The 22,456-nt window shown below is 61.9% G+C and carries 19 protein-coding genes, 1 tRNA gene and 1 pseudogene; 16 read left to right on the top strand and 5 right to left on the bottom strand.

Annotated elements, in window-relative coordinates; all coding sequences use genetic code 11:
* The 5 genes and pseudogenes from gatB to JWQ24_RS05925 all read left to right on the top strand — a co-directional run.
* A partial coding sequence (gene gatB / locus JWQ24_RS05945) for an Asp-tRNA(Asn)/Glu-tRNA(Gln) amidotransferase subunit GatB (RefSeq protein WP_299805572.1) occupies positions 1 to 1,108 on the top strand: 1,108 nt, incomplete at its 5' end.
* A 1,343-nt stretch (positions 1,109 to 2,451) separates the two neighbouring features.
* Positions 2,452 to 2,721, top strand: coding sequence for a hypothetical protein (locus tag JWQ24_RS05940; RefSeq protein WP_299805570.1), 270 nt, complete (start codon positions 2,452 to 2,454; stop codon positions 2,719 to 2,721).
* A 614-nt stretch (positions 2,722 to 3,335) separates the two neighbouring features.
* The gene (locus JWQ24_RS05935; protein ID WP_299805583.1) at positions 3,336 to 4,544 is read left to right on the top strand and encodes a molybdopterin-dependent oxidoreductase; all 1,209 of its coding nucleotides are present in this window, start codon (positions 3,336 to 3,338) and stop codon (positions 4,542 to 4,544) included.
* 11 nt (positions 4,545 to 4,555) lie between these two features.
* A complete protein-coding gene (locus JWQ24_RS05930; protein ID WP_299805568.1) occupies positions 4,556 to 4,882 on the top strand; it encodes a cytochrome c in 327 nt (108 codons plus the stop codon).
* A 389-nt stretch (positions 4,883 to 5,271) separates the two neighbouring features.
* Positions 5,272 to 6,022, top strand: a pseudogene (locus JWQ24_RS05925) (transposase); the annotation flags it as partial.
* Positions 6,023 to 6,264: 242 nt separating this feature from the next.
* Here the strand turns inward: JWQ24_RS05925 and JWQ24_RS05920 are convergent.
* Positions 6,265 to 6,356: transfer RNA gene (locus JWQ24_RS05920), tRNA-Ser, on the bottom strand.
* A 594-nt stretch (positions 6,357 to 6,950) separates the two neighbouring features.
* Here JWQ24_RS05920 and JWQ24_RS05915 point away from each other — a divergent pair.
* On the top strand, positions 6,951 to 8,399 hold the full coding sequence (locus tag JWQ24_RS05915; RefSeq protein ID WP_299805566.1) for a porin: 1,449 nt from the start codon (positions 6,951 to 6,953) through the stop codon (positions 8,397 to 8,399).
* Positions 8,400 to 8,594: 195 nt separating this feature from the next.
* On the opposite strand, the gene JWQ24_RS05910 is transcribed toward JWQ24_RS05915, so the two are convergent.
* Positions 8,595 to 10,742, bottom strand: a complete 2,148-nt coding sequence (locus JWQ24_RS05910; protein ID WP_299805580.1) for a lytic transglycosylase domain-containing protein — start codon at positions 10,740 to 10,742, stop codon at positions 8,595 to 8,597.
* A 304-nt stretch (positions 10,743 to 11,046) separates the two neighbouring features.
* Here JWQ24_RS05910 and dapA point away from each other — a divergent pair, with 304 nt between their 5' ends.
* The 4 genes from dapA to JWQ24_RS05890 all read left to right on the top strand — a co-directional run bounded on the left by dapA (position 11,047) and on the right by JWQ24_RS05890 (position 13,537).
* Complete coding sequence (gene dapA, locus JWQ24_RS05905; protein ID WP_299805564.1) at positions 11,047 to 11,937, top strand: 4-hydroxy-tetrahydrodipicolinate synthase; 891 nt, start codon at positions 11,047 to 11,049, stop codon at positions 11,935 to 11,937.
* A gap of 57 nt (positions 11,938 to 11,994) precedes the next feature.
* The gene (gene mscL, locus JWQ24_RS05900; protein ID WP_299805562.1) at positions 11,995 to 12,411 is read left to right on the top strand and encodes a large conductance mechanosensitive channel protein MscL; all 417 of its coding nucleotides are present in this window, start codon (positions 11,995 to 11,997) and stop codon (positions 12,409 to 12,411) included.
* A 63-nt stretch (positions 12,412 to 12,474) separates the two neighbouring features.
* Positions 12,475 to 12,948 carry an SsrA-binding protein SmpB gene (gene smpB / locus JWQ24_RS05895; protein WP_299805560.1) on the top strand — a complete coding sequence of 158 codons (474 nt, stop codon included), beginning with the start codon at positions 12,475 to 12,477 and terminating at the stop codon, positions 12,946 to 12,948.
* 13 nt (positions 12,949 to 12,961) lie between these two features.
* Positions 12,962 to 13,537, top strand: coding sequence for a peroxiredoxin (locus tag JWQ24_RS05890; RefSeq protein ID WP_299805558.1), 576 nt, complete (start codon positions 12,962 to 12,964; stop codon positions 13,535 to 13,537).
* A gap of 77 nt (positions 13,538 to 13,614) precedes the next feature.
* Here JWQ24_RS05890 and JWQ24_RS05885 read toward each other — a convergent pair whose 3' ends face one another.
* Both JWQ24_RS05885 and JWQ24_RS05880 read right to left on the bottom strand, forming a co-directional pair.
* Complete coding sequence (locus JWQ24_RS05885) at positions 13,615 to 14,283, bottom strand: uracil-DNA glycosylase (protein ID WP_299805556.1); 669 nt, start codon at positions 14,281 to 14,283, stop codon at positions 13,615 to 13,617.
* A gap of 4 nt (positions 14,284 to 14,287) precedes the next feature.
* Positions 14,288 to 14,908, bottom strand: coding sequence for an NYN domain-containing protein (locus JWQ24_RS05880; protein ID WP_299805554.1), 621 nt, complete (start codon positions 14,906 to 14,908; stop codon positions 14,288 to 14,290).
* A gap of 364 nt (positions 14,909 to 15,272) precedes the next feature.
* Here JWQ24_RS05880 and rpoZ point away from each other — a divergent pair, with 364 nt between their 5' ends.
* The 3 genes from rpoZ to JWQ24_RS05865 all read left to right on the top strand — a co-directional run bounded on the left by rpoZ (position 15,273) and on the right by JWQ24_RS05865 (position 18,912).
* Positions 15,273 to 15,665 carry a DNA-directed RNA polymerase subunit omega gene (gene rpoZ, locus JWQ24_RS05875; protein WP_299805552.1) on the top strand — a complete coding sequence of 131 codons (393 nt, stop codon included), beginning with the start codon at positions 15,273 to 15,275 and terminating at the stop codon, positions 15,663 to 15,665.
* A gap of 157 nt (positions 15,666 to 15,822) precedes the next feature.
* Positions 15,823 to 18,132: a bifunctional (p)ppGpp synthetase/guanosine-3',5'-bis(diphosphate) 3'-pyrophosphohydrolase gene (locus JWQ24_RS05870; RefSeq protein ID WP_299805550.1), complete on the top strand. Its 2,310-nt coding sequence runs from the start codon at positions 15,823 to 15,825 to the stop codon at positions 18,130 to 18,132.
* A 30-nt stretch (positions 18,133 to 18,162) separates the two neighbouring features.
* On the top strand, positions 18,163 to 18,912 hold the full coding sequence (locus tag JWQ24_RS05865) for a pyridoxine 5'-phosphate synthase (protein WP_299805547.1): 750 nt from the start codon (positions 18,163 to 18,165) through the stop codon (positions 18,910 to 18,912).
* Positions 18,913 to 18,919: 7 nt separating this feature from the next.
* Here the strand turns inward: JWQ24_RS05865 and JWQ24_RS05860 are convergent, their stop codons facing one another.
* On the bottom strand, positions 18,920 to 20,089 hold the full coding sequence (locus tag JWQ24_RS05860) for an acyltransferase family protein (RefSeq protein WP_299805544.1): 1,170 nt from the start codon (positions 20,087 to 20,089) through the stop codon (positions 18,920 to 18,922).
* Between the two features lie 66 nt (positions 20,090 to 20,155).
* On the opposite strand from JWQ24_RS05860, the gene acpS reads away from it, so the two are divergent.
* From acpS to rnc, 3 genes are all read left to right on the top strand, one after another.
* Positions 20,156 to 20,569, top strand: a complete 414-nt coding sequence (acpS, locus tag JWQ24_RS05855) for a holo-ACP synthase (protein ID WP_299805542.1) — start codon at positions 20,156 to 20,158, stop codon at positions 20,567 to 20,569.
* Between the two features lie 296 nt (positions 20,570 to 20,865).
* Entirely contained in the window at positions 20,866 to 21,624 is a 759-nt protein-coding gene (gene lepB, locus JWQ24_RS05850) for a signal peptidase I (protein WP_299805539.1), read from the top strand.
* On the top strand, positions 21,621 to 22,442 hold the full coding sequence (rnc, locus tag JWQ24_RS05845; RefSeq protein WP_299805578.1) for a ribonuclease III: 822 nt from the start codon (positions 21,621 to 21,623) through the stop codon (positions 22,440 to 22,442). The genes lepB and rnc overlap by 4 nt, the downstream gene beginning before the upstream one ends.
* Positions 22,443 to 22,456 lie beyond the last annotated feature (14 nt).

Raw genomic sequence — 22,456 nt, 5'->3', positions numbered from 1 at the left:
CGGCGACAGCATCACGGTCGGCATCGAGCGGCTGCATCTGGAGCAGGACGCCGGCAAGCTGCTGCACGACCAGAGCCCGACGATGTCCTACGTCGACCTCAACCGCTCCGGCGTGGCGCTGATGGAGATCGTCTCCAAGCCCGATATGCGCAGCGCCGAGCAGGCTCAGGCCTATGTCAGCAAGCTGCGCACCATCCTGCGTTATCTGGGCACCTGCGACGGCGACATGGAGAAGGGCAGTCTGCGCGCCGACGTCAACGTCTCCGTGCGCAAGCCCGGCGCCGAATATGGCACCCGCTGCGAGATCAAGAACGTCAATTCGATCCGCTTCATCGGCCAGGCTGTCGATGTCGAGGCGCGCCGTCAGATCGGCGTGCTCGAGGATGGTGGCACGATCGACCAGGAGACCCGGCTCTACGACCCCAACAAGGGCGAGACCCGCTCGATGCGCTCCAAGGAAGAGGCGCACGACTACCGCTATTTCCCGGATCCCGACCTGCTGCCGCTTGAATTCAGCGAGGAATACGTCGCCGCCCTGAAGGCCGACCTGCCAGAACTGCCGGACGAGAAGAAGGCGCGCTTCATCAGCGCGTTCGGCCTGTCGGCTTACGACGCTGCCGTGCTGGTGAGCGAGCGCGAGAGCGCCGAATTCTTCGAGGCGGTGCTCGAGGGCCTCAAGGATAAGGCCCGTGACGGCAAACTCGCCGCCAACTGGGTGATCAACGAGCTGTTCGGCCGCCTCAACAAGGAAGGCCAGGACATTGTGTCCTCGCCGGTGAAGGCCGATCAGATGGCCGCGATCGTCGATCTGATCGGCGAGCAAGTGATCTCCGGCAAGATCGCCAAGGACCTGTTCGAGATCGTCTGGACCGAGGGCGGCGACCCGCGCGCGTTGGTGGAAGCCCGTGGCATGAAGCAGGTCACCGACATGGGGGCGATCGAGAAGGTCGTCGACGACATCATGGCGGCCAATCCTGACAAGGTGGCGCAGGCGCAAGCCAAGCCGGCTTTGATGGGCTGGTTCGTCGGCCAGGTGATGAAGTCGTCTGGCGGCAAGGCCAATCCGCAGGCGGTCAACGATCTCCTGAAGTCCAAGCTCGGCATCTGAACGCACTGAAAACGACGCCGGCGCTCGTACGCGCGGCGTCGTTTTGCGTCGATGGGCGGCCCGTGACGTCTCACCTGACCGAAATGAACGCGCGAATCAGCCGTTGGCGATTCGGCGAAAAGTGCGGTTGTGGCAGGGCGTGCGAAGAGGCTAACGCGATTTTCGCGAAAATTTTTTTATTGCCAAAAAATCCGACTCAGATTCAGCGCGGTGCGTTTTGCGTCGGTCCATGCGATTCGGTAGCGCCGCTCGTTTGTGTAGTTATCTGATATCGAAAATTGCGGTTGTGTGCGCAGGATAGGCATTTTCTGAAATATTGACAAACGAAGACGTAGGGTTTTCAGGCATTTCCGGCGGTCGTCAGATGTGTACTTCGCAAGTTATGACTGAGCCCGTAGGGCAAATGCGCCGTTGCGTCATCAACACTTCCTTAAGCAGGACACTGTTCTTTTGAAATCGTTGGTGTATTCGGAATGTAGTGCATTTCGATTCCCGAGTGCACGCAGCGAACAAGTCATCTCACCATTCGGAGGCACCACATGGCCAAGAAAGCGAAGAAGGCGAAGAAGGCAGTGAAGAAGGCGACCAAGAGCGCCGTGAAGAAGACCGCGAAGAAGACCAAGAAGGTCGCCAAGAAGAAGTAACTTCTTCTCCCCAAAGACTGCCGGCGCTGCCGGCGACGTCACAATGGCCTCGGCGAAGTTTGCTTCTCGAAGCGGATTTTGTGGTGCGGGCCATGTTGACGAAAGAGGGTGTCGGCGAGACATCAGGTCAACGGCTGGACCGTACTTAAGGGCAGGGCGTGCCCTCCCGCGATCGGTCCGGCAAGAACGCAGTATTCGTATTGGTGTTCTGTACGATGCGGACATAGGTCCGCGGTCTCACCGGCGGTTTACCCCGTGAGATCTGATCCTGACGTGTTGCCGACGCCCTCGTCTTTCCGCCGTGGGGTTGAACCCCGGCCGATATCCTTATCCCGATGCCCGAATATTTTTGGCGCCGCGCATTCGGCGCAGGCTGGCGTCTCGCCTGACAACAGCCGGAAAATCCGCGTGCTTTCTTCGATAGTGAAGGCATTGCCAGGCGGCACGGTAAACGGAAGCTGCTGAAACTCCGAAACCCCTGACATTGCGGGACGTCTGTATCGCGCCGCGCCCGCGATGGCCGTCGCCTTCAGGTTTCGTTCATCGCGATGCTTAAACTGCTCTTCAAATTTGTCTGGTCATGATGATCCCAACAAGCCGGCAACCGGCGGTGGGGATTGCGACAAAGACGGACGGGGGCCGCGCTCGGATCAGGGCGGCCAAAACAAACAAGAGCAAAAAGACAAAAGGAATTGAACGATGTTTCAGGGGCAGATCGATTTCGCGGCGGCCATGCCGATCGAGACCAGCGCCATTCAGGATGTGCTTTTCGAGCGCGGGCTGTACTGGGCCAGCGGTCGCTCCGGCTTCGTCGACCTGATCGCCGCGCATAAATGGTTCAACCTTGCCGCCATCAAAGGCCGCGTGGACGCCATCGCGATGCGCCGCGAAGTCGCCGAGACGATGACGGATGTCGAGATTGCAGCCGCGCAGCGCGACGCCCGGGCCTGGATGGTCGGCAACGTCTGATCCCGTGACCGCTCCAACTCTATCGCATTACGATCATGAAGATGCCGTCGGGTTCATGCTCGCCGACATGACGGTTGTCGGGCGCGCAGAAGAGGATGCGAAGCTTGCAGGTAGTGCGCTTCAGGACCCCGGCAACGATTGTTTCCCTTGGCGTCGCGAACTTACCGATTGCCATCTAACGTCATGGCCGCCGGAGAGAGGAAACCTGTTCCGCCTCCGCCTATGGGCGGGGATATCGCGCGACGGACACGGCGCGGAGCGAATCCGTCCGCCGTCCGTAGAGTAGCTTCCGTGACCTGGGAGATGATCACCGATGCGGACGGGCAAGTTGGTCAGGCGAGTGCCCAATCATCGAGATTGCCAGGGACGCTGCGAACACCGTCGATGTGAACGCCATGTGATCCCCCATAATTCAAGTTGCGTCGGGCGGGTGCGGTGATTGCGAGTGTAAAGAACTAACCGGTTCCCGCGATGAAGATGCCACTATCTACGGCATGTTGCGGTGCAGTGCCGGGAATGCCGCGAAAGTGCCGGCCCCTGCAATTGGCTTGGAGTAATTCCGAGATATGTGCGTTCATCATCGTAAGGGAATATGTCCCCGTGGGAGAGACGTCATGATGAATCGAAGAGTCGCCCTCAAAGGCGGTGCGCTCATGCTGGCTGGTGGTGCGATCGGCGGATCGACGCTTGCGAGCTTAGCCGCTGAAACCGTGACGTTGCCGTTCGAAAACGGCGAACGCCCTCTGGTCACATACCCGCAAAAGCGCCCGATGATCGGGCTCACCAGCCGACCGCCACAGCTCGAAACACCTTTTTCGGTCTTCAACGACAACGTCATCACGCCGAATGATGCGTTCTTCGTGCGGTACCATCTGGCCGACATCCCTTACGACCTTGATCCCGAGACCTTCAGCCTTGAGATCAAAGGCAAGGTCGACAAGCCGTTGAAGCTGTCTTTGGCCGACCTCAAGAAATTGCCATCGGTCGAGCTCGTCGCGGTCAATCAGTGCTCTGGCAACAGTCGCGGCTTCATGACGCCGCGAGTCGCCGGCGGTCAGCTTGGCAACGGCGCCATGGGAAATGCGCGATGGACAGGTGTGACACTGAAATCCGTGCTTGACGCTGCCGGCGTGCAGGGTGGAGCGAAACAGGTGGTATTCGCGGGCATGGATGGCCCGGTGAGTGACAAGACGCCGGACTTCGCGAAGGCACTCGACATCGACCACGCTCGCGACGGCGAGGTGATGCTGGCCTATGCGATGAACGGCGCCGATCTCCCTTTCCTGAACGGATTTCCGCTGCGATTGATCGTGCCCGGCTATTACGGAACTTATTGGGTCAAGCATCTGAACGAGATCACGGTGATCGACAGCGTTTTCGATGGCTTCTGGATGAAGTCCGCCTACCGGATTCCCGATACAGACAACAATAGCGTGCCACCTGGTACCGCGCCGAAGGCAACGATCCCGATCAACAAGTTTACCATCCGCTCCTTCATCACCAATGTGTCCGATGGCGCGAAGTTGAAGGCCGGCACGGAGATTCCATTGAAGGGCATCGCCTTCGATGGCGGAAGTGGGATCAAGGATGTCTCCGTTTCCAGCGATGGCGGAAAGAACTGGACGGCTGCATCGCTCGGCAAAGATCTCGGCAAATTCTCCTTCAGGGAATGGCAGATGCCGGTGAAGTTGGCGGCCGGCGATCATGAGCTGAAAGTCCGCGCTACCGGCAATGACGGCAAGGTTCAGCCGATGGAGGCGTTGTGGAACCCGGCTGGCTATCTGCGCAACGTGGTCGAGACCACGCGCGTGACGGCGGCATAAGGGAAACAATCATGACATATGGAAAGCGCGTTGTTTTGGTCGGTTTCGCTGCTCTGACCATCACCCTGTCAGGCATGGGTGCCGTTGGCGCCAAGCCGGTCAATTATCAAGTTCCGGATGACGCAGCGGAACTGAAGTCGGGAAAGAACCTCGAGGCAGTGCAGAACAACTGTACGGCCTGCCATTCACCAGACTACATCAAAACCCAGCCGCAGGGGCCGGCCTTCAAGGCCAGCTTCTGGCAGGCCGAGGTGACGAAGATGATCAAGGTCTATGGCGCGCCGATTGACGACGCCGATGTCGGAAAAATTGTCGAGTATCTATCGGAGAATTATTGATCAACCAGATTGGGCGTTATCGGAAGGCGCCACACGATGGATGACAATCGCTAGCTTTCGATCCAGGTGAGACCGGGCCAGAGAAGGAAGAAGCTTTGAGGGGCTTCTGGCGCAAGGCTGGAAGCTCCCGGCCGTGCCACATGTCGGGTTGCCGGAGCGGCTATTGGGTTCCGATGGTGTAGATCGTGGCCATGCTCATCGCGGCCAATACGATCAGCGATATCGTGACGTGAGCACAACGCGCAGTCCGGCTTGCGCGACTTTACATGAATGAGGGCGAGTGACTGCTCATGGCTGATTGTGTTGAAAAACCTTTGTCGAAGCCGAGCGCGATTGCTGATTCATTGTCAGTATTGGCGGAGGCTGAATCGATGTAGGGTGCCCAGCAGATTGATCAGGCGGTTTTGTTTCTACGCGTTTTCGCTCGGGCGGGACGTGCCTGCCGCCCATCTGCTGAGAGTGATCGACCGGTTCGTCGACCGGTCGGGCATTCGGAGCAAGCTGGCTCCATTTTACAGTTCGACCGGCCGTCCTTCGATTGATCCTGAGCTGCTCGTGCGGATGCTGCTGGTCGGCTACTGCTACGGCATTCGCTCTAAACGGCGGTTATGCGAAGAGGTCCACTTGAATCTTGCTTACCGCTGGTTCTGCCGGCTCGGCCTCGACGCGAAGTGCCGGATCATTCGACGTTCTTCAAGAATAGGCATGGTCGATTCCGCGATTGCGATCTGTTGCGCAAGTTGTTCGAGACGGCAGTGCGGCGCTGTATGGCGGAAGGACTAGTCGAAGGCGCGGCCTATGCGGTCGACGCCAGCCTCATTGCCGCTGACGCCAACAAGCAGCGCTCGGTCGCAGGCGCTGGCCAGCATGACTGGCAGGCGATCGCCCGGACGCGCCGGTCTGACTGCGAGTATCTCGACACGCTTGATGAGGCGGCCTTGGGCGCGGCGAGCGAGACGGTGCCGAAGTTCATCTCCCGATCGGATCCCGCTGCGCAATGGAGCGGCGCTCACAAGAGGCATGCTTTCCTTGCCTATCAACTACCTGATCGACTTGAAGGCGGCGATCATAGTCGATGTCGAGGCGACGCGCGCCATTCGCCAGGCCGAGGTCGGCGCAGCACGGACGATGATCGACCGCACTGTTTTTATCGTTGAAAGCACGGCTCTCCAGCTGGCCGAAACAAGGTTCCGGTCGTCTGGGATTGGGGGATTCAGTTCGAAGGGGGGGGCGGCGCGCTTAAGCGGACCTTGCAAGACGAGCGCGCCGCAGCTGGCTTCCGGTGCGCAACAAAACGTCCAACAAAACGTGCAACACGTCCAACGGAGACGTGCGCAAATTGTTGATTCTATTGGGGTTTTTTGATTCACTCAAAAAGAGGGTGGCGGAGCCGGAGGGATTCGAACCCTCGATACCCGGTAAAAGGTATGCCGCTTTAGCAAAGCGGTGCCTTCAGCCACTCGGCCACAGCTCCAACAAGCTCGATATGCCCGACGCGCGAGCGCGCCGCAAGCGCAGATCGCAATGGATCGTATAAGTCTGCGATATTCGTCGATCCTTGCAGGCTTGCCGGCCTCTGCTGCCCCTGCGCTTCGTCGCAAATGGCTGATCCCGGCGAATCCGCTACCGAATCGTCGGTCGCGCGCCGATCACATGCGCGCCTCAATTCGACGACGTTTAGTGCCCGGGGATTGCGCGATTGCAGACGTCCCGGCCGGTAAATCTCGCACATGCGAAATTCGAATGCATAAACAAGAGCTTACAAACCGATCCCTCATCACGAAATAGTGTGATTTCTGCAACACCTGTTTTCTAAACGGCCAAACGGGGCCGCTTTGGGGCGCAACGTCGTTGCGCAACTGAAACGGTTAGGAGATGTTCACGGTGCGACGGAGGGGGGCATCCCGAGGTCGTCCCGTAAAGGTGGTTCGTTCTGAACCTCGCTCGCCTTCTGGTGTGCGTGTTCAGGGGCATGAAGCGCTTGGCGGGTTGTCAGGGACAAAGGGACTGGCTGGCAGGGTGTATCACCCCGCGGCGGAACCTTCCCTAAAGCAACTTGGAGGTTTACATGACGACGATTAAGAGCCTGATTCTGGGCTCAGCCGCGGGCTTGCTCGCAATTGGTGGCGCTCAGGCTGCCGATCTCCCCGTCAAGGCCAAAGCGGTCGAATACGTGAAGGTCTGCTCGCTGTACGGCGCTGGCTTCTACTACATCCCCGGCTCGGACACCTGCTTGAAGATCGGCGGCTTCATCCGCGTCGATACCAGCTTGAACTCCTCGGGCGTTTACGGCACCCCGTTCTTCCAGGGCGCTGGCGCAACCAACACCCGCAGCAAGGACTACTACACGGGCCGCGTCCGCGCGAACCTGAACATGGATACCCGCACCGCCACCGAATACGGCGTTGTTCGTACCTTCGTGAACACCCAGTTCCAGTGGTCTGACTCAACCGACGGCATCGCCGGCGGTAACAACGAAGTCGACTACGCCTTCATCCAGTTCGCTGGTTTCACCTTCGGTAAGGCCGTCTCGCAGTTCGACACCCAGTGGGTTCTCTCCCATCCGTCGATCTCGTCGGGCTTCACCGGCGGTTCGGATGACAAGACCGGTATCCCGCAGATCGCCTACACCGCTTCGCTCGGTAACGGCCTCTCGGCCACGATCTCGGCTGAAACCACGCGCCCCTACCGCACCGGCGGCATCTATGATGTCAACGATGCGTTGAACGTTCCCGGGACCACCATTTATTCCAGCTCGACCGCTGGCAACATGATGCCCGACATCGTCGCCAACCTGCGCCTTGATCAGGCTTGGGGTTCGCTGCACTTCGCTGGTGCGCTTCACCAGGTTGCAATGACCTACAACGGTGCGAACGAGACGACCGGTCACTTCGATGACAAGCTTGGCTACGCTCTGACCGCCGGCTTCGAAATCAAGAACCTGCCGACCGGCGTGGGCGACACCCTGCGCGGCGACATCACCTACGCGAACGGCGCAACCCGTTACGTGTTCGGTGGTACCTCGCAGGTCAGCGGTGCTGGCTTCGCTCTGTTCAACGGCAACAACGTCGCACTCGGCAACTACATGGACGCCGTGTTCGCGAGCCCGGTTGGCGGCGGCACCGGTACGGACCTGCAGCTGGCGACCGACTTCGGCGCACGTTTGTTCTTCGAGCACTACTGGAACCCGGCATGGCGCACCTCGCTCTGGGGCAGCTACGCACGTCACGAGAACACCGGTGCGGGTAACGCGCTTATGGTCGCTCGGTACAACTCGACGTTCGTTGGCAGCGCTCTCACTGGCGATGCCAACTTCTCGATCTCCGCTGTTGGTTCCCGTACCGCCTGGACCCCCGTCAAGAACCTGACGTTCTCGGCTGAAATCCAGTACGCCTTCGTTCAAACCGGCCTGTCGGGCACGCTCAACACCGCTGGCTTCACCAACAAGACCGGTCTCGCCTCCGTTGGCGGTCAGGGCACGTTTGTTGGCCAGGTTCAGGCTCTGCGCTCCTTCTAATCTGATCGTCTCACGACGGTTCAGCTAGAACAAAGACCCCCGGCAGGAAACTGCCGGGGGTTTTTGCTTTTGATGTTCAATGAAGGCCGTAGCCACAGGCGGATAAGCGAAGCGTACATGGCGGGCGCGTGTCCGCCTCGCGCCGCGAGCGCCGCGTTTGCTAAATTAGTCCTGCGAAAGATCGGTAGAGGTTGGCTATTCGGCGCTGCCGCGCTGCAGGTCGGCTTCGATCTGCAGCTTGGAGCCGCCGCCGAACCGGGCGCGGTAGACCTGCAGGTTTTCCATGATCCGCTGCACGTAGTTGCGGGTCTCGGAGAACGGGATCGATTCGACCCAGTCGACCGCATCGACCTTGGGATCCCTGGGGTCGCCGTAGCGCTCGATCCATTTGCGCACGCTGCCGCGGCCGGCGTTGTAGCCCGCGAAGGTCATGATGTAGGAGCCGCGATAGTCGTCGAGCAGCCCGCCGAGTTCGGCGGCGCCCAACGTGGCGTTGTAGACCGAGTCGGTCTTCAGCCGGTTGAGGTCGAAGGTGCCGCCGTGCCTCTTGGTGACGTATTGCGCGGCGCCCGGCGTGACCTGCATCAGGCCGTAGGCATTGGCCGGCGAGACCACCGCCGGATTGAACGCGCTTTCCTGCCGCGCGATCGAATAGACGACGGCGCGCTCGACCTCGGGGCCGATCGGCTTGAAGGGCGGGATGCCCATGGTCGGGTAGGCGTAGAAATCGAACGGCAGGCCGCGATTGAGCGCCGCCTTGCCGAGCAACAGCATGCCGCGGGCGTCAGAGTTGCGCGAAGCGAGTTCGCCCAGGCCCACCAGCGCGTCGGGATCGCCGTTCTCGCCCATGTCGCCAAAAATGGGAATCGCGATCTCGCGCTCGTCCAGCGCATAGAGCAACTGCACCGCACGGACGACTTCGAGCCGTTCGACGCTGCGGCCGCGCGCGCTTGGCGCGCCATTCAAATCGATCTGCGGCATGCCGAGCTTGGCGCGGGCGAGCTGACCGTAATAGCTGGTGGATTGCTCGGCGGCGGCGGCATAGGCCTGTCGCGCATCCGAAGGGCGGCCGGCGGCTTCGGCGGCGCGGCCCTGCCAGTAGCCGGCCCGCGCCAGCGCCGTCGGATTGACGCTGCCGACGCCGATTCGCGCGAAATGCTGCGCGGCGGTCGCGGGATCCTTCAGGAAGCGCAGCGCGATCCAGCCGGCGGTGAATTCCTGTTCGGTCTTGTAGATATCGCGGGCGGGCAGGGCGGCATCGCGCGCAATGATATAGGCTGAGCGGTGCTCGCCGACGTCCAGCATCTTGCGCGACAGCAGCCGACGCTCGATCCACCATTCGTCGAGATTGTACAACCGCGCGGGATCGCGCGGCGCCGCCATCATCAATCGCGCGGCCTCGCCGAAGTTCTCGTCGCGACGCAGCTGCTGGATTTTCGCGAACATGAAGCCGGGATCGCTGTGCAACTCGCTTGGCACCGCGCCCAGCAGCGCCTTGGCGTTCGGGGATTTCTTGGTGACGCCGATACGCGCACGCGCCAGTGCCATCTGGCCGCTGCCGAGCCGCTTGGCGGCGCGTAACGCCGCGTCGGTTTCGCTGCCATACAGCAGCAGGTCCATCCGCGCCTTGTGGTCGCCACCCGACAGCAACGCGCCGAACAGGTCGAGCGCGAGCGCTTCGGTATCACCGGACATCGAATCGTTGCGCCAGGCGTCGCGCACGTGCCGCTCGGCACTGGCGCGGTCGCCGCGCGCGATCAGTGCGCGCGCCAGCGAAAACTTGCCCTTCGCCGACAGCGGCTTCTCATCCCTGAAATAGGCCAGGACGGTATCGTCGTCGCGGCGGTCGTCCCACAGCGCTGCCTCGGCACGGCGGCGCAGGAAGGTTTGCGATGGCCAGCTCGGATTGGCGGCGAGGAAAGCACGGTAGCGCTCGACCGTGGCGCCATTGTCGTCGCTGCGCAGGATCAGCCATTCGGCCAGTTTTCGCGCGACGGGGTCGCCGATGCCCTGCGCAACCTGCGAGGCATCGACCGGTTTGCGCTTGCGGATCAGCTCGATGACGTTCTCGACCGCCTCGCCGTCAGCCTGCGGCGTGGAGGAGGTTGCGGCCATCGCGGCGGGTGAAATGGTGCGTTTTACCGCAGGCGGCAAAGCGGCATGCTGGCGCGTCGCCGGCTGGATCGCCGGCGCGCGGCTGGTCTGATCGACGGCCGTCGGGCGCGGGGGGGTAATCGCGGCTGTCGTTGCCGGCGCCGCGCTGCGCGCGATCGGCCGTGGCTTCGGCAGCGGAACCTTGGCGAAAGCCTCGACCGACAAAGCGCCGACGCTGACGCCCAGCATCAGGCTGGCGCCGAGCGCCGTCCATCGATGGGTGGAAATGGGGGCGAGTCGCTTCACGGCATTCCCTCGTGGCGAATCACAGCGACGGCCGTTCTTCACAGCTGTATTTGATTGGAAATATGGACAAAACGTCAATTTTTAACCGTAACGCCCTGTCTGCCCGATCACAGCGGCGAAATCGCGGCTGAAACGCCCGCAAAGCCGGATCGGCGGTCTTTCGCCTGACCCGGAGACCCGATAGAAGTTAGTGTTCGGTCCATCGGTTTAGCAGACGGCGCAGGCCGCATCGCGTTCGGAGAATGACATGGCAGCCAAGACAGATTTTCGGGGGTCGTACACTGCCTTGGTCACGCCGTTCAAAGATGGTGCGCTCGACGAGGCCGCGTTCCGCGCGCTGGTCTCCTGGCAGATCGAAGAGGGTACCAACGGCCTGGTCCCGGTCGGCACCACCGGCGAGAGCCCGACGCTGAGCCACAAGGAACACATGCAGGTCGTCGAATGGTGCGTCGATGAGGCCCGCGGCCGCGTGCCCGTGATTGCCGGCGCCGGCTCGAACTCGACCCGCGAGGCGGTCGAACTGGCAAAGCACGCCGAGAAGGCCGGCGCCGATGCCGTGCTGGTGGTGACGCCGTATTACAACAAGCCGACCCAGGAAGGCATGTACCAGCACTTCAAGGCGGTGAACGACGCGATCGGCATTCCGATCCTGATCTACAACATCCCGCCGCGCTCGGTCGTGGACATGTCGGTCGCCACCATGACGCGGCTGTTCGAGTTGAAGAACATTGCCGGCGTCAAGGATGCCACCGCCAACCTCGCCCGCGTCTCGCAGCAGCGCCACGCGATGGGGCCGGACTTCATCCAGCTGTCCGGCGAGGACATGACGGCGCTGGCCTATATGGCGGCGGGCGGCCACGGCTGTATTTCGGTCGTTGCCAATGTCGCGCCGAAGCCGTGCGCCGAGCTGATGGCCGCGGTGCTGAAGGGCGACTATGCCGGCGCCCTCCAGATCCAGGACCGTCTGACGCCGTTGCATGACGCCATCTTCATGGAGCCGGGCCTGGCGGGCGCCAAGCACGGCCTCAAGCTGCTCGGCCGCGTTCACGAGGAAGTGCGACTGCCGCTGTTGGCGGTAACGCCGCCGACCGGCAAGGTGATCCGCGACGCGATGGTCTATGCCGGACTGCTCAACTAGCTCATCGCGTTTTGCGATGGATGTAATTTTGACTGTTTTTGAAACGAGGAATTGCACATGCTGAAGGAATTTCGTGAATTCGCCATGAAGGGCAACGTGGTTGATCTCGCCGTCGGCGTGATCATCGGTGCGGCGTTCGGCGCCATCGTCACTTCGATGGTGGCCGACATCATCATGCCGATCGTCGGCGCCATCACCGGCGGCCTCGATTTCTCGAATTACTTCACCGGCTTGGCGAAGACGGTGACGGCGACCAATCTGGCCGACGCCAAGAAGCAGGGCGCCGTGCTGGCCTGGGGCAACTTCCTCACTTTGACCATCAACTTCGCCATCATCGCTTTCGTGCTGTTCATGGTGATCCGCTTCATGAACAAGCTGAAGCGCAACGATGCGGCAAAGCCCGCAGAGCCGGCCAAGCCGACGCGCGAAGAAGAGCTGTTGACCGAGATCCGCGACTTGCTCAAGAAGGCGTAAGCCTCCGCTTGAAGCGCGCGTTATCGACCTTATGTTTTCAAGATAACGCCGGGGCACCTGAAGATGGCTGAAAAGAAAGAGCGCCCGATCAAGGTGATCGCGGAAAACCGCAAGGCGCGATTCCACTATGCTATCGAGGATACGCTCGAGGCCGGCATTGAACTGACCGGCACCGAGGTCAAATCGATCCGCAACGGCAAGTCGACGATCGCGGAATCCTATGCCGACCCCAAGGACGGCGAGATCTGGCTGATCAACTGCAACATTCCGGAATATCTGCAGGCCAACCGCTTCAACCACGAGCCGAAGCGGCCACGACGGCTTCTGATGCATCGCAAGCAGATCAACAAGCTGATGGGCGCGGTGGAGCGCCAGGGCATGACCCTGGTGCCGCTCAAAATGTATTTCAACGAGCGCGGCCGGGTGAAGCTTCAACTCGCGCTGGCCAAGGGCAAGCAGTTGCACGACAAGCGTGCCAGCGAGAAGGATCGTGACTGGGGTCGCGAGAAGGGCCGTCTCATGCGGGCGCGGGGATAATGGAGCCGTCAGCATGACCCAACCGAGCCTGCTCGAAGTCGACTGGAGCAAGATCCCGGCGCCGGAAGACGACGGTGCTGCTGCCCATCTGGTCGGCATGACGATCCCGCCGGTCTCGTTGCGCGCCACCAACGACACTGCCGTCGTGCTTTCGGAGCTCAAGGGCCGTACTGTTGTGTTCGGCTATCCGCGCACCGGCGAGCCCGGCAAGATCGCCTTGGTCGACGACTGGGACATGATCCCCGGCGCGCGCGGCTGCACCCCACAGACCTGCGCATTCCGCGACCTGTTTGCCGAGCTCAAGGCGGCCGGCGCCAGCCACGTGTTCGGGCTATCGACGCAGAGCAACGACTATCAGACCGAGATGGCGTCGCGGCTGCATCTGCCGTTTCCGGTGCTGTCGGACGAGCAACTTGAGCTTGTGCATACGCTCGACCTACCGACCATGGATGTCGCAGACCTCACCATGATCAGGCGCATGGCCCTGATCATCGACGACGCCAGGATCACCCACGTGTTCTATCCGGTGTTTCCGCCGGACCGTAATGCCGGCGACGTGCTGGAATGGCTGAAGAACAATCCGGCCTGAAGCTGCTGATCCGGCCTCCCGTTGGGCCGGAATTCAACCGGGATCCTGCGCAAGTGCGTTGCGTCCAGGAAACGGGTCTATCCTTTTGCCAAATCCGCTTTTACCCGCGCGAACACGCTGCGGAACATGTCGGGGGTCAGCACCCGCGTGTTCGTGTTGTAGCGCGAGCAGTGATAGCTGTCGTAGAGCTTGAACCGGCCGGCGTCGTGCACCGCTCCGTGGGAGAACGGCGCGAGTACCGCGCGAATGCCGAGCGTCTTCAGCATCGTGTCGTGCGCGACACGGCCGAGCAGCACGATCGCGCGCAGCCGCGGCATCATCTCCATCGTGGCGATCAGGAACGGCCGGCAGGTGGTGATCTCGACGGGCAGGGGCTTGTTCTGCGGCGGCACGCAGCGCACCGCATTGGTAATGCGGCAGTCGTGCAGAATCAGTCCGTCATCGGGCCGCGCCTGGTAGGTACCGGAGGCAAAACCGTATTCCAGCAAGGTGGCGTAGAGCAGGTCGCCGGCATAGTCGCCGGTGAACGGCCGCCCGCTGCGGTTGGCGCCCTGTACGCCGGGCGCGAGGCCGACGATCAGCAGCGCCGCGCTGGAATCGCCGAATGACGGCACCGGCGCGTTGAAGCCCTGGGGATCGCGTTCCCGCACCGCGTGGCGATATTCGACCAGCCGCGGGCAGAGCGGGCAATTGCGGCCGGGATCGGTGGGAGTTCCGGCGGCAGCCGCAAGCGTTGTCGCCGGCACGATCTCAGTCTTCGAATTCGTTGTCAGCGGTGGTAGATTCGTTGCTGACGGGACGCTGCAGGAATTGCGGTGTCTGGTGGCGGGGCGCCGGACGTTCCGCCGGGTCACGGCCGAGCTTGGACTGCAGCTCCGTCAGGTCGGTGAAGACGTCAGCCTGGCGGCGCAGCTCGTCTGCGATCATCGGCGGCTGGCTGGCAATCGTCGAGACCACGGTGACGCGGACGCCCCGGCGCTGCACGGCTTCCACCAGCGAGCGGAAATCGCCATCCCCGGAGAACAGCACGATCTGATCGACATGCTCCGCCAGTTCCATTGCATCGACCGCGAGTTCGATGTCCATGTTGCCCTTGACCTTGCGGCGGCCCGACGCGTCGATGAACTCCTTGGTCGCCTTGGTGACCACGGTGTAGCCGTTGTAATCGAGCCAGTCGATCAGCGGCCGGATCGACGAATATTCCTGGTCCTCGATGATCGCGGTGTAATAAAACGCCCGAACCAGCTTGCCGCGGCTCTGAAATTCCTTGAGCAGGCGCTTGTAGTCGATGTCGAAACCAAGCGTCTTGGCGGTGGCATACAGGTTGGCGCCATCAATAAAGAGCGCGATCTTGTCAGATGTGGCGGACATCAAGTTTCTCACGTGGTTTGTTGTTGTTAATGTTTTTGGCGCGGGGATAATTCTTGCCGCGCGTTGCAAGCAGACATCCATCTGATCACGGTCGGATCGATTCGGTCCGGGTTACCCACTGGATGTAAAAACGGGCGATAGCTCTCTCCTTGCTCGCGCAATGAAGCCTTTTGGTGGTCGCGGCGCGGTTTGGCGGTCGGAGAAGAAGGGCACCTTTGCGGACCCCGATGGGGTACTATGATGGGGTATCAGATAGGGGGGAATTGGCCAATTGCCAATTTGCTTCTTGCAGAAACTGCAAAGCCCCTATACCTAGCACGCATAATCATCATTTCCCGGCCCCCACATAACGGAGCGACAGTTAATGGCGCGCGTCACCGTCGAAGATTGCATCGATAAAGTCGATAACCGGTTCGATCTGGTTCTGCTGGCGGCGCACCGCGCCCGCATGATCTCGTCGGGGGCTCCGCTCACCATCGACCGCGACAATGACAAGAATCCCGTCGTGTCGCTGCGCGAGATCGCCGATTCGACGATTTCGCCGGAAGACCTCCGCGAGGAGCTGGTGCATTCGCTGCAGAAGTTCGTTGAAGTCGACGAGCCGGAGCCGGACACCATTCCGCTGATTGGTTCGGCCGGCGCCAGCGTCGATGCCGACGACACCGAAGTCGCGGTCGAGCGCATGACCGAAGAAGAACTCCTCAAGGGCCTCGAAGGCCTGGCGCCGCCGGAAGAGCAGCCCGAGGAAGACGAGTAACGGTGGTATCTGCATCGTTCGCTTAACCTTCGCGAACATCAATTCTTCGACAAGGCCCGGACAGATTGTCCGGGCCTTTGCTTTTGCGGACACTTTCAGGGCAAACTTGATATGCACAATGAGTTCGCGCTGGCGAACGTGATGAAACGAGGGATCGATGGCGACGCGCCGTAGTTCACGGCAGATGCAGGCGGCTAGCGACATCGTCGCAGCCGAGGCATCGGCGACGCCTGTCGCGCCCGGCACAGTTGCGGTCAAGGCGCCGCGCGCGTCACGCGCACGGATGATACGGCAGTACGATCTCGTCGAGCGGGTGCGTTCGTATAATCCTGACACCGACGAGGACATGCTCAACCGCGCTTACGTCTATGCGATGGTCGCGCATGGCGAGCAGACGCGTGCGTCGGGCGATCCTTACTTTACCCATCCACTTGAAGTTGCAGCGATCCTCACCGACCTCAAGCTCGACGACGCCACCATCGTCGCTGCGCTGCTGCACGACACCATCGAGGACACCGAGGCGACCCGCGCCGAGATCGACCGGCTGTTCGGCGCCGAGATCGGCGCGCTGGTCGAGGGCCTGACCAAGCTGAAGCGGCTCGAACTGGTGTCCCGCGAGGCCAAGCAGGCAGAGAACCTCCGCAAGCTGCTGCTGGCGATCGCCGATGACGTTCGCGTGCTGCTGATCAAGCTCGCCGACCGCCTGCACAACATGCGGACGATGGAGTTCATGCCGCCAGCGTCGCGTCGCCGTATCGCCGAGGAAACGCTCGACATCTATGCGCCGCTGGCCGGCCGCATGGGCATGCAGGAAATGCGCGAGGAGCTCGAGGAGCTGTCCTTCAAGGTGCTCGATCCCGAGGCCTATACGGTGGTGATGGCGCGGCTCGACGCGCTGGCCGAGCGCAACCGCAACCTGATCGGCATGATCGAAAGCCAGCTCTCCAATAATCTGGAGAAGAACGGCATCCTTGCCCGCGTCAGTGGCCGGCGCAAACGGCCGTTTTCGATCTGGACCAAGATGAAGCGCAAGTCGGTCGGCTTCGAGCAATTGTCCGACATTTTCGGCTTCCGCGTCGTCGTGAAGGATACCGAGGCCTGCTACCGCGCGCTCGGCGTGGTGCACACCACGTGGCCCGTGGTGCCCGGTCGATTCAAGGACTACATCTCGACGCCGAAGCAGAACGATTATCGTTCGCTGCACACCACGGTGATCGGGCCGGGCAACCAGCGCGTTGAGCTTCAGTTCCGCGACGAGGACATGAACCAGATCGCCGAATACGGCATCGCCGCGCACGCCTTCTACAAGGATGGTATCGGCTCGCCGACCGAGATGCTGAAGCGCGAATCCAACGCCTTCTCCTGGCTGCGCCATACCATCGGCATTCTGTCAGAAAGCACCAATCCCGAAGAATTCCTCGAGCACACCAAGCTCGAACTGTTCCACGATCAGGTGTTCTGCTTCACACCGAAGGGCAAGCTGATCGCGCTGCCGCGCAACGCCAACGTGGTCGATTTCGCCTACGCTGTGCATACCGACGTCGGCAACAGCGCGGTGGGCTGCAAGATCAACGGCAAGTTTGCGCCGCTGTCATCGGAGTTGCAGAATGGCGACGAGGTCGAGGTGCTGACCTCTGCCGCGCAGCAGGCGCCACCCTCGGCGTGGGAATCGCTCGCCGTCACCGGCAAGGCCCGCGCCGCGATCCGCCGCGCGACGCGCACCGCGGTGCGCGACCAATACGCCGGGCTCGGCCGCCGCATCGTCGAGCGACTATTTGCGCGCGCCAAGATGGAATACGCCGACGACCAGCTCAAGGGCGCGTTGCCGCGGCTGGCGCGGTCCACGATCGATGACGTGATGGCCTCCGTTGGCCGCGGCGAACTGCGCGCCTCCGACGTCGCGCGTGCGATGTATCCGGACTACAAGGAAGAGCGCATCGGCCGCTTTGCCACCAGCAACAGGAAGGCCACGGCGGACAGGGTCAAGACGCCCGACGGCGCCGCGCGCTTCACCTCGATCATTCCCATCACCGGGCTGGATTCGAACCTGCCGATCAAGTTCGCCCCCAATGGCGGCGCCGTGCCGGGCGACCGCATCGTGGGCATCATTTCGCCGGGCGAGGGCATCACCATTTATCCGATCCAATCACCGGCGCTGAAGGATTTCGAGGAAGAGCCGGAGCGCTGGCTCGACGTTAAATGGGACATCGACGAATCCTCGCCGCAGCGCTTCCCGGCGCGTTTGTTCGTGCAGAACGTCAACGAGCCCGGCAGTCTCGCGCAGATTGCCCAGGTCATCGCCGATCACGACGGCAACATCGACAATATCAGCATGCATCGCCGTTCGCCCGATTTTACCGAACAGAACATCGATATCGAGGTCTATGACCTCAAGCATCTCAGCGCTATCATCAACCAGTTGCGCGCCAAGGCCGTCGTTGCCAAGGTCGAGCGCGTCAACGGATAGCGTCTTCTTGAAGATCCCCGGAATGCCGTCATGACCAAGCTTTTGCCGTTGCGCCTCGGCGTCAACATCGATCACGTCGCCACCTTGCGCAATGCGCGGGGAGGGCTGCGTCCCGATCCCGTGCGCGCCGCGCTGGCGGCGATTGAGGCCGGCGCCGACGGCATCACCGCGCATCTGCGCGAGGACCGCCGCCACATCCGCGACGACGACATGATCCGGCTCAAGGCGGAGATCTCGAAGCCGCTGAATTTCGAGATGGCGGCGACGCCGGACATGGTGCGGATCGCGCTGGCGACCAAGCCGCACGCGGTCTGCCTGGTGCCGGAGCGGCGCGAGGAGCTGACCACCGAAGGCGGGCTCGACGTTGTCGGCCAGCGCGAGTCGCTTGCGCCATCGATCGCCCGCTTCGGCGATGCCGGCGTCCGTGTCTCGTTGTTCATTGCGGCGGATCCCAAACAGATCGAGATGGCCGCCAAGCTCGGCGCGCCGGTGATCGAACTGCATACCGGCGCCTGGTGCGACGCCATCACCGATGGCGAGACGGCTAAAGCTGCCAGCGAATGGCAGCGCATCGTCGCCGGCGTCGAACTGGCGCGGTCGGCCGGGCTCGAAGTTCATGCCGGCCATGGGCTGGATTATGCGACGGCCGAGACCATCGCTGCGTTGCCGCAGATCCGCGAGTTGAACATCGGCTACTTCATGATGGGCGAGGCGCTGTTCGTCGGCCTCGGCGAGACCGTGCGCCTAATGCGCGCGGCGATGGCGCGGGGGCGGGGGTGACTGGCCGTCACGTGGCTGCGCCCTGCAATTTTAGCCCGAACAAAGGCCGCAGCCAGCGCGCTCGCCTGACCATTTCGTAAGTCAGCGCGCAACTGGCGGCGGTGGCCGAGATAATGAAGGTCGCTTCCTGGGCGGCGGTGAAGCCTGAATCGCGCAACGCAAAGGCGACGCCGACGATCACCGTTTGGTGCACGACGTAATAGGGAAAGATGGCGTCCGTCAGGTAGCGCCGTGCGGCGGAATCCCGGGTAATCCAGCGCCGTCCGAAGCCCAGCACAGCGACAATACAACTCCATTGATAAAGCCCGTAGGCGGTCCCCTCGTAGAATCGCCAAGCACCGCGAAGCGCGCCGGGCGGCCATTGCCAACGCGCGAGAAGATAGCTGGCGAAGACGGCTACGGAAATCCCCAGCGCTGTCCAGCGCTGCTTGACCATCAAGTCCCACACCGGTTCCGCGCGGGCGATCAGGTAGCCGAGCGTGAACATCGAAAGATACAGGGCGTGGTTGTACCAGTCGCCGACCAGCGCATTGTTCGGGGGGAATAAAGGAAGTAGCGCCAGACGGTACGTCCCGAAAACCATCGCCGGTAGAACCATCAGTCCAACCCCTGACAGCCCACGCACGAGCGCCGATTCTGTGCGTAGCACGCCGCCGGGAAACAAGGTGACGAGCAGCATCGCGATGAGCGTGTAGATCCAGAGATAAGCAACGAACCACAGGTGGTTCCAGGTTGGCAGTATCAGGCAAGGGCCGCTGCTGCAGAACTGCTTGGCGAATGCGAGATAGTGTTGCGTGTAAAATGCCACGAAGTCGTGCGCGTAAAGCTGGCGCGCCACGACCTCCCAGTAGGATTGCGGCGGCACGATCACGAGCATGCCGAACAGTAGCGGCGGCAGCAATCTCAGCGACCTGCTGGCGGTGAGGGCACCCGGCGTCGCATTCGCCGCCATGAACCGGGTCGCGGCGCCGGCAACCACGAACAGCAGGCCGAGTCGCCAAGGGTTAAGCGCGAGCATGAACGGCAGCAGTGCGGGGACCAGATGTGTGCTCTTGACGTGATAATACCACGGCACGAAAACCATGCCGACGTGGTACAGGATCAGCAGGCCGAAGGCGGCGATGCGGATCCAGTCAAGATCGACCCGCCGCTCGACGCGAACTGACTGAACGACCATGCTTCCCCCTGCCGCGCTATCGTAAAGCAGCAAACCGTCTGATGTACACACGTTGAAGAGGCACGCATGATTATCGGTATCGGCAACGACCTGATCGACATCACGCGCGTCGCCAAGGTGATCGAGCGCCACGGCGACCGTTTCCTCGACCGCATCTTTACCGATGCCGAGCGGGCGAAGGCGCAGCGCCGCGCCAAAAACGAGAAGATGCTGGTCGCGACCTACGCGAAGCGTTTCGCTGCGAAGGAAGCCTGTTCCAAGGCGCTCGGTACCGGTATTCGCCAGGGCGTCTGGTGGCGCGACATGGGCGTGGTCAATCTGCCCGGTGGCCGCCCGACCATGCTGCTGACCGGCGGCGCGCTGACCCGGCTGCAGGAGCTGACCCCGGCCGGCTTTGAGGCGAGGATCGACCTGACCATCACCGACGACTGGCCGCTGGCGCAGGCGTTCGTGATCATTTCGGCGGAGATCGCCGTTTAGGGCTGAACCGCGCCACCACCGGCCGAAATTGCCCGATCAGCTTAAATTTCATCGATTTATCATAACTTTAGCCGGTTTTACCGAACCGGATAACGGTTCCGTTGATTGCGGCGCAGCCAACAAACCGCTAAAAGCTGGCATCTGCCTGCAGCCGGGTCGAATGCGTCTGGACCCTCTGGGTTTGCGCCGCCATTCGCTCTAAACATCAGAATCATAGCCTTTTCTCATCGCGTCGCCATTTTCGCGTGAGACACATCACCAGCGGCGCGGCGACCGCGACGGAAATCGGGAAAGCCATGAGTGTGACATCCGGAACCAAGACCGAAGGCGGCGTCGGCGAGACCATCCGCGTCGTCATTAACGCGCTGCTGATTGCGCTGGTGATCCGGACTTTCCTGTTCCAGCCGTTCAACATCCCGTCGGGCTCGATGAAGGCCACCCTGCTGGTCGGCGACTACCTGTTCGTCTCGAAATATTCCTATGGCTACAGCCATTATTCGATCCCGCTGTCGCCGCCGATCTTCTCCGGCCGCATCTTCGGCTCCGAGCCTTCACGTGGCGACGTCGTCGTATTCCGGCTGCCCAAGGACGACACCACCGATTACATCAAGCGCGTGATCGGGCTGCCCGGCGACCGCATCCAGATGAAAGAGGGGCTGCTCTACATCAACGAGAAGCCGGTGCAGCGCGAGCGGCTGTCCGACTTCGTCGGCGAGGATCCGTGCGGCTCCGACGCCACCGCGCGCGTCAAGCGCTGGAAGGAGACGTTGCCCAACGGCGTTACCTATGAGTCGCTCGATTGCGTCGACAATGGATTCTACGACAACACCAACATCTACACCGTGCCGCCCGGCAACTTCTTCATGATGGGCGACAACCGCGATAACTCCACCGACAGCCGCGTGCTGTCGGCCGTGGGCTACGTGCCGTTCGAGAACATCGTCGGCCGCGCCCAGATGATCTTCTTCTCGATCGCCGAGGGTGAGCAGGCATGGCAGATCTGGCGCTGGCCGACGGCGGTGCGCTGGAATCGCATCTTCTCCATCGTGCGATGAAGGACGACAGCAACATCCCCAACGATACCGCGCCGAGAGCCGACGAAGCGAGTCTGCCTGTCGACGCCATCCCGGAATCCGCCGCGGCGAAAAAGAAGCGCAAGAACGCTGCGCTGAAGGTCGCCGCCGCCGAGATCGAAATCCGGATCGGCTACGTCTTCAAGGACGCCACGCTTCTCTCCACCGCCTTTACCCACGTCTCGGCGCTGAAGTCGGCGCGCAACCGCGGCGACAGCTACCAGCGGCTTGAATTTCTCGGCGATCACGTGCTCGGCCTCGTGGTCTCCGACATGCTGTACCGCGCCTTTCCGGCCGGCGACGAAGGTGAACTCTCCAAACGGCTAGCCGATCTCGTTCGCAAGGAAACCTGTGCCGATGTCGCGCGCGCGCTCGGCCTGCTCGACGTCATCAAGCTCGGCAGCGTCGGCGCGGGCGCCGGGGCGAGATTGCGCAAATCGGTGCTTGGCGACATCTGCGAGGCGGTGATCGGCGCGATCTTTCTCGATGGCGGCTATCCCGCGGCGGAAGAATTCGTGCAGCGCAACTGGGTCGAGCGGATGCGCAAGCCGGTGCGGCCGTTGCGCGACGCCAAGACGGTGTTGCAGGAATGGGCGCAGGGCAGGGGCCTGCCGACGCCGGTGTATCGCGAGGTCGAGCGCTCCGGCCCCCACCACGATCCGCATTTCAAGATCGCGGTGGATGTCAAAGGCCTCGATCCAGCCGAAGGTGAGGGCGGCAGCAAGCGTGCCGCCGAGAAAGCAGCCGCGCAGGCGATGATCGCGCGCGAAGGCGTCGCCAGTGGCGGCAATGAAGGATGATTTTGTGACCGAAG

The organism is Tardiphaga sp., assembly GCF_028290495.1.
Taxonomy (GTDB): domain Bacteria; phylum Pseudomonadota; class Alphaproteobacteria; order Rhizobiales; family Xanthobacteraceae; genus Tardiphaga.
Note: the sequence above shows the minus strand (reverse complement) of the source record. Positions and strands in the feature narration are given on the sequence as shown.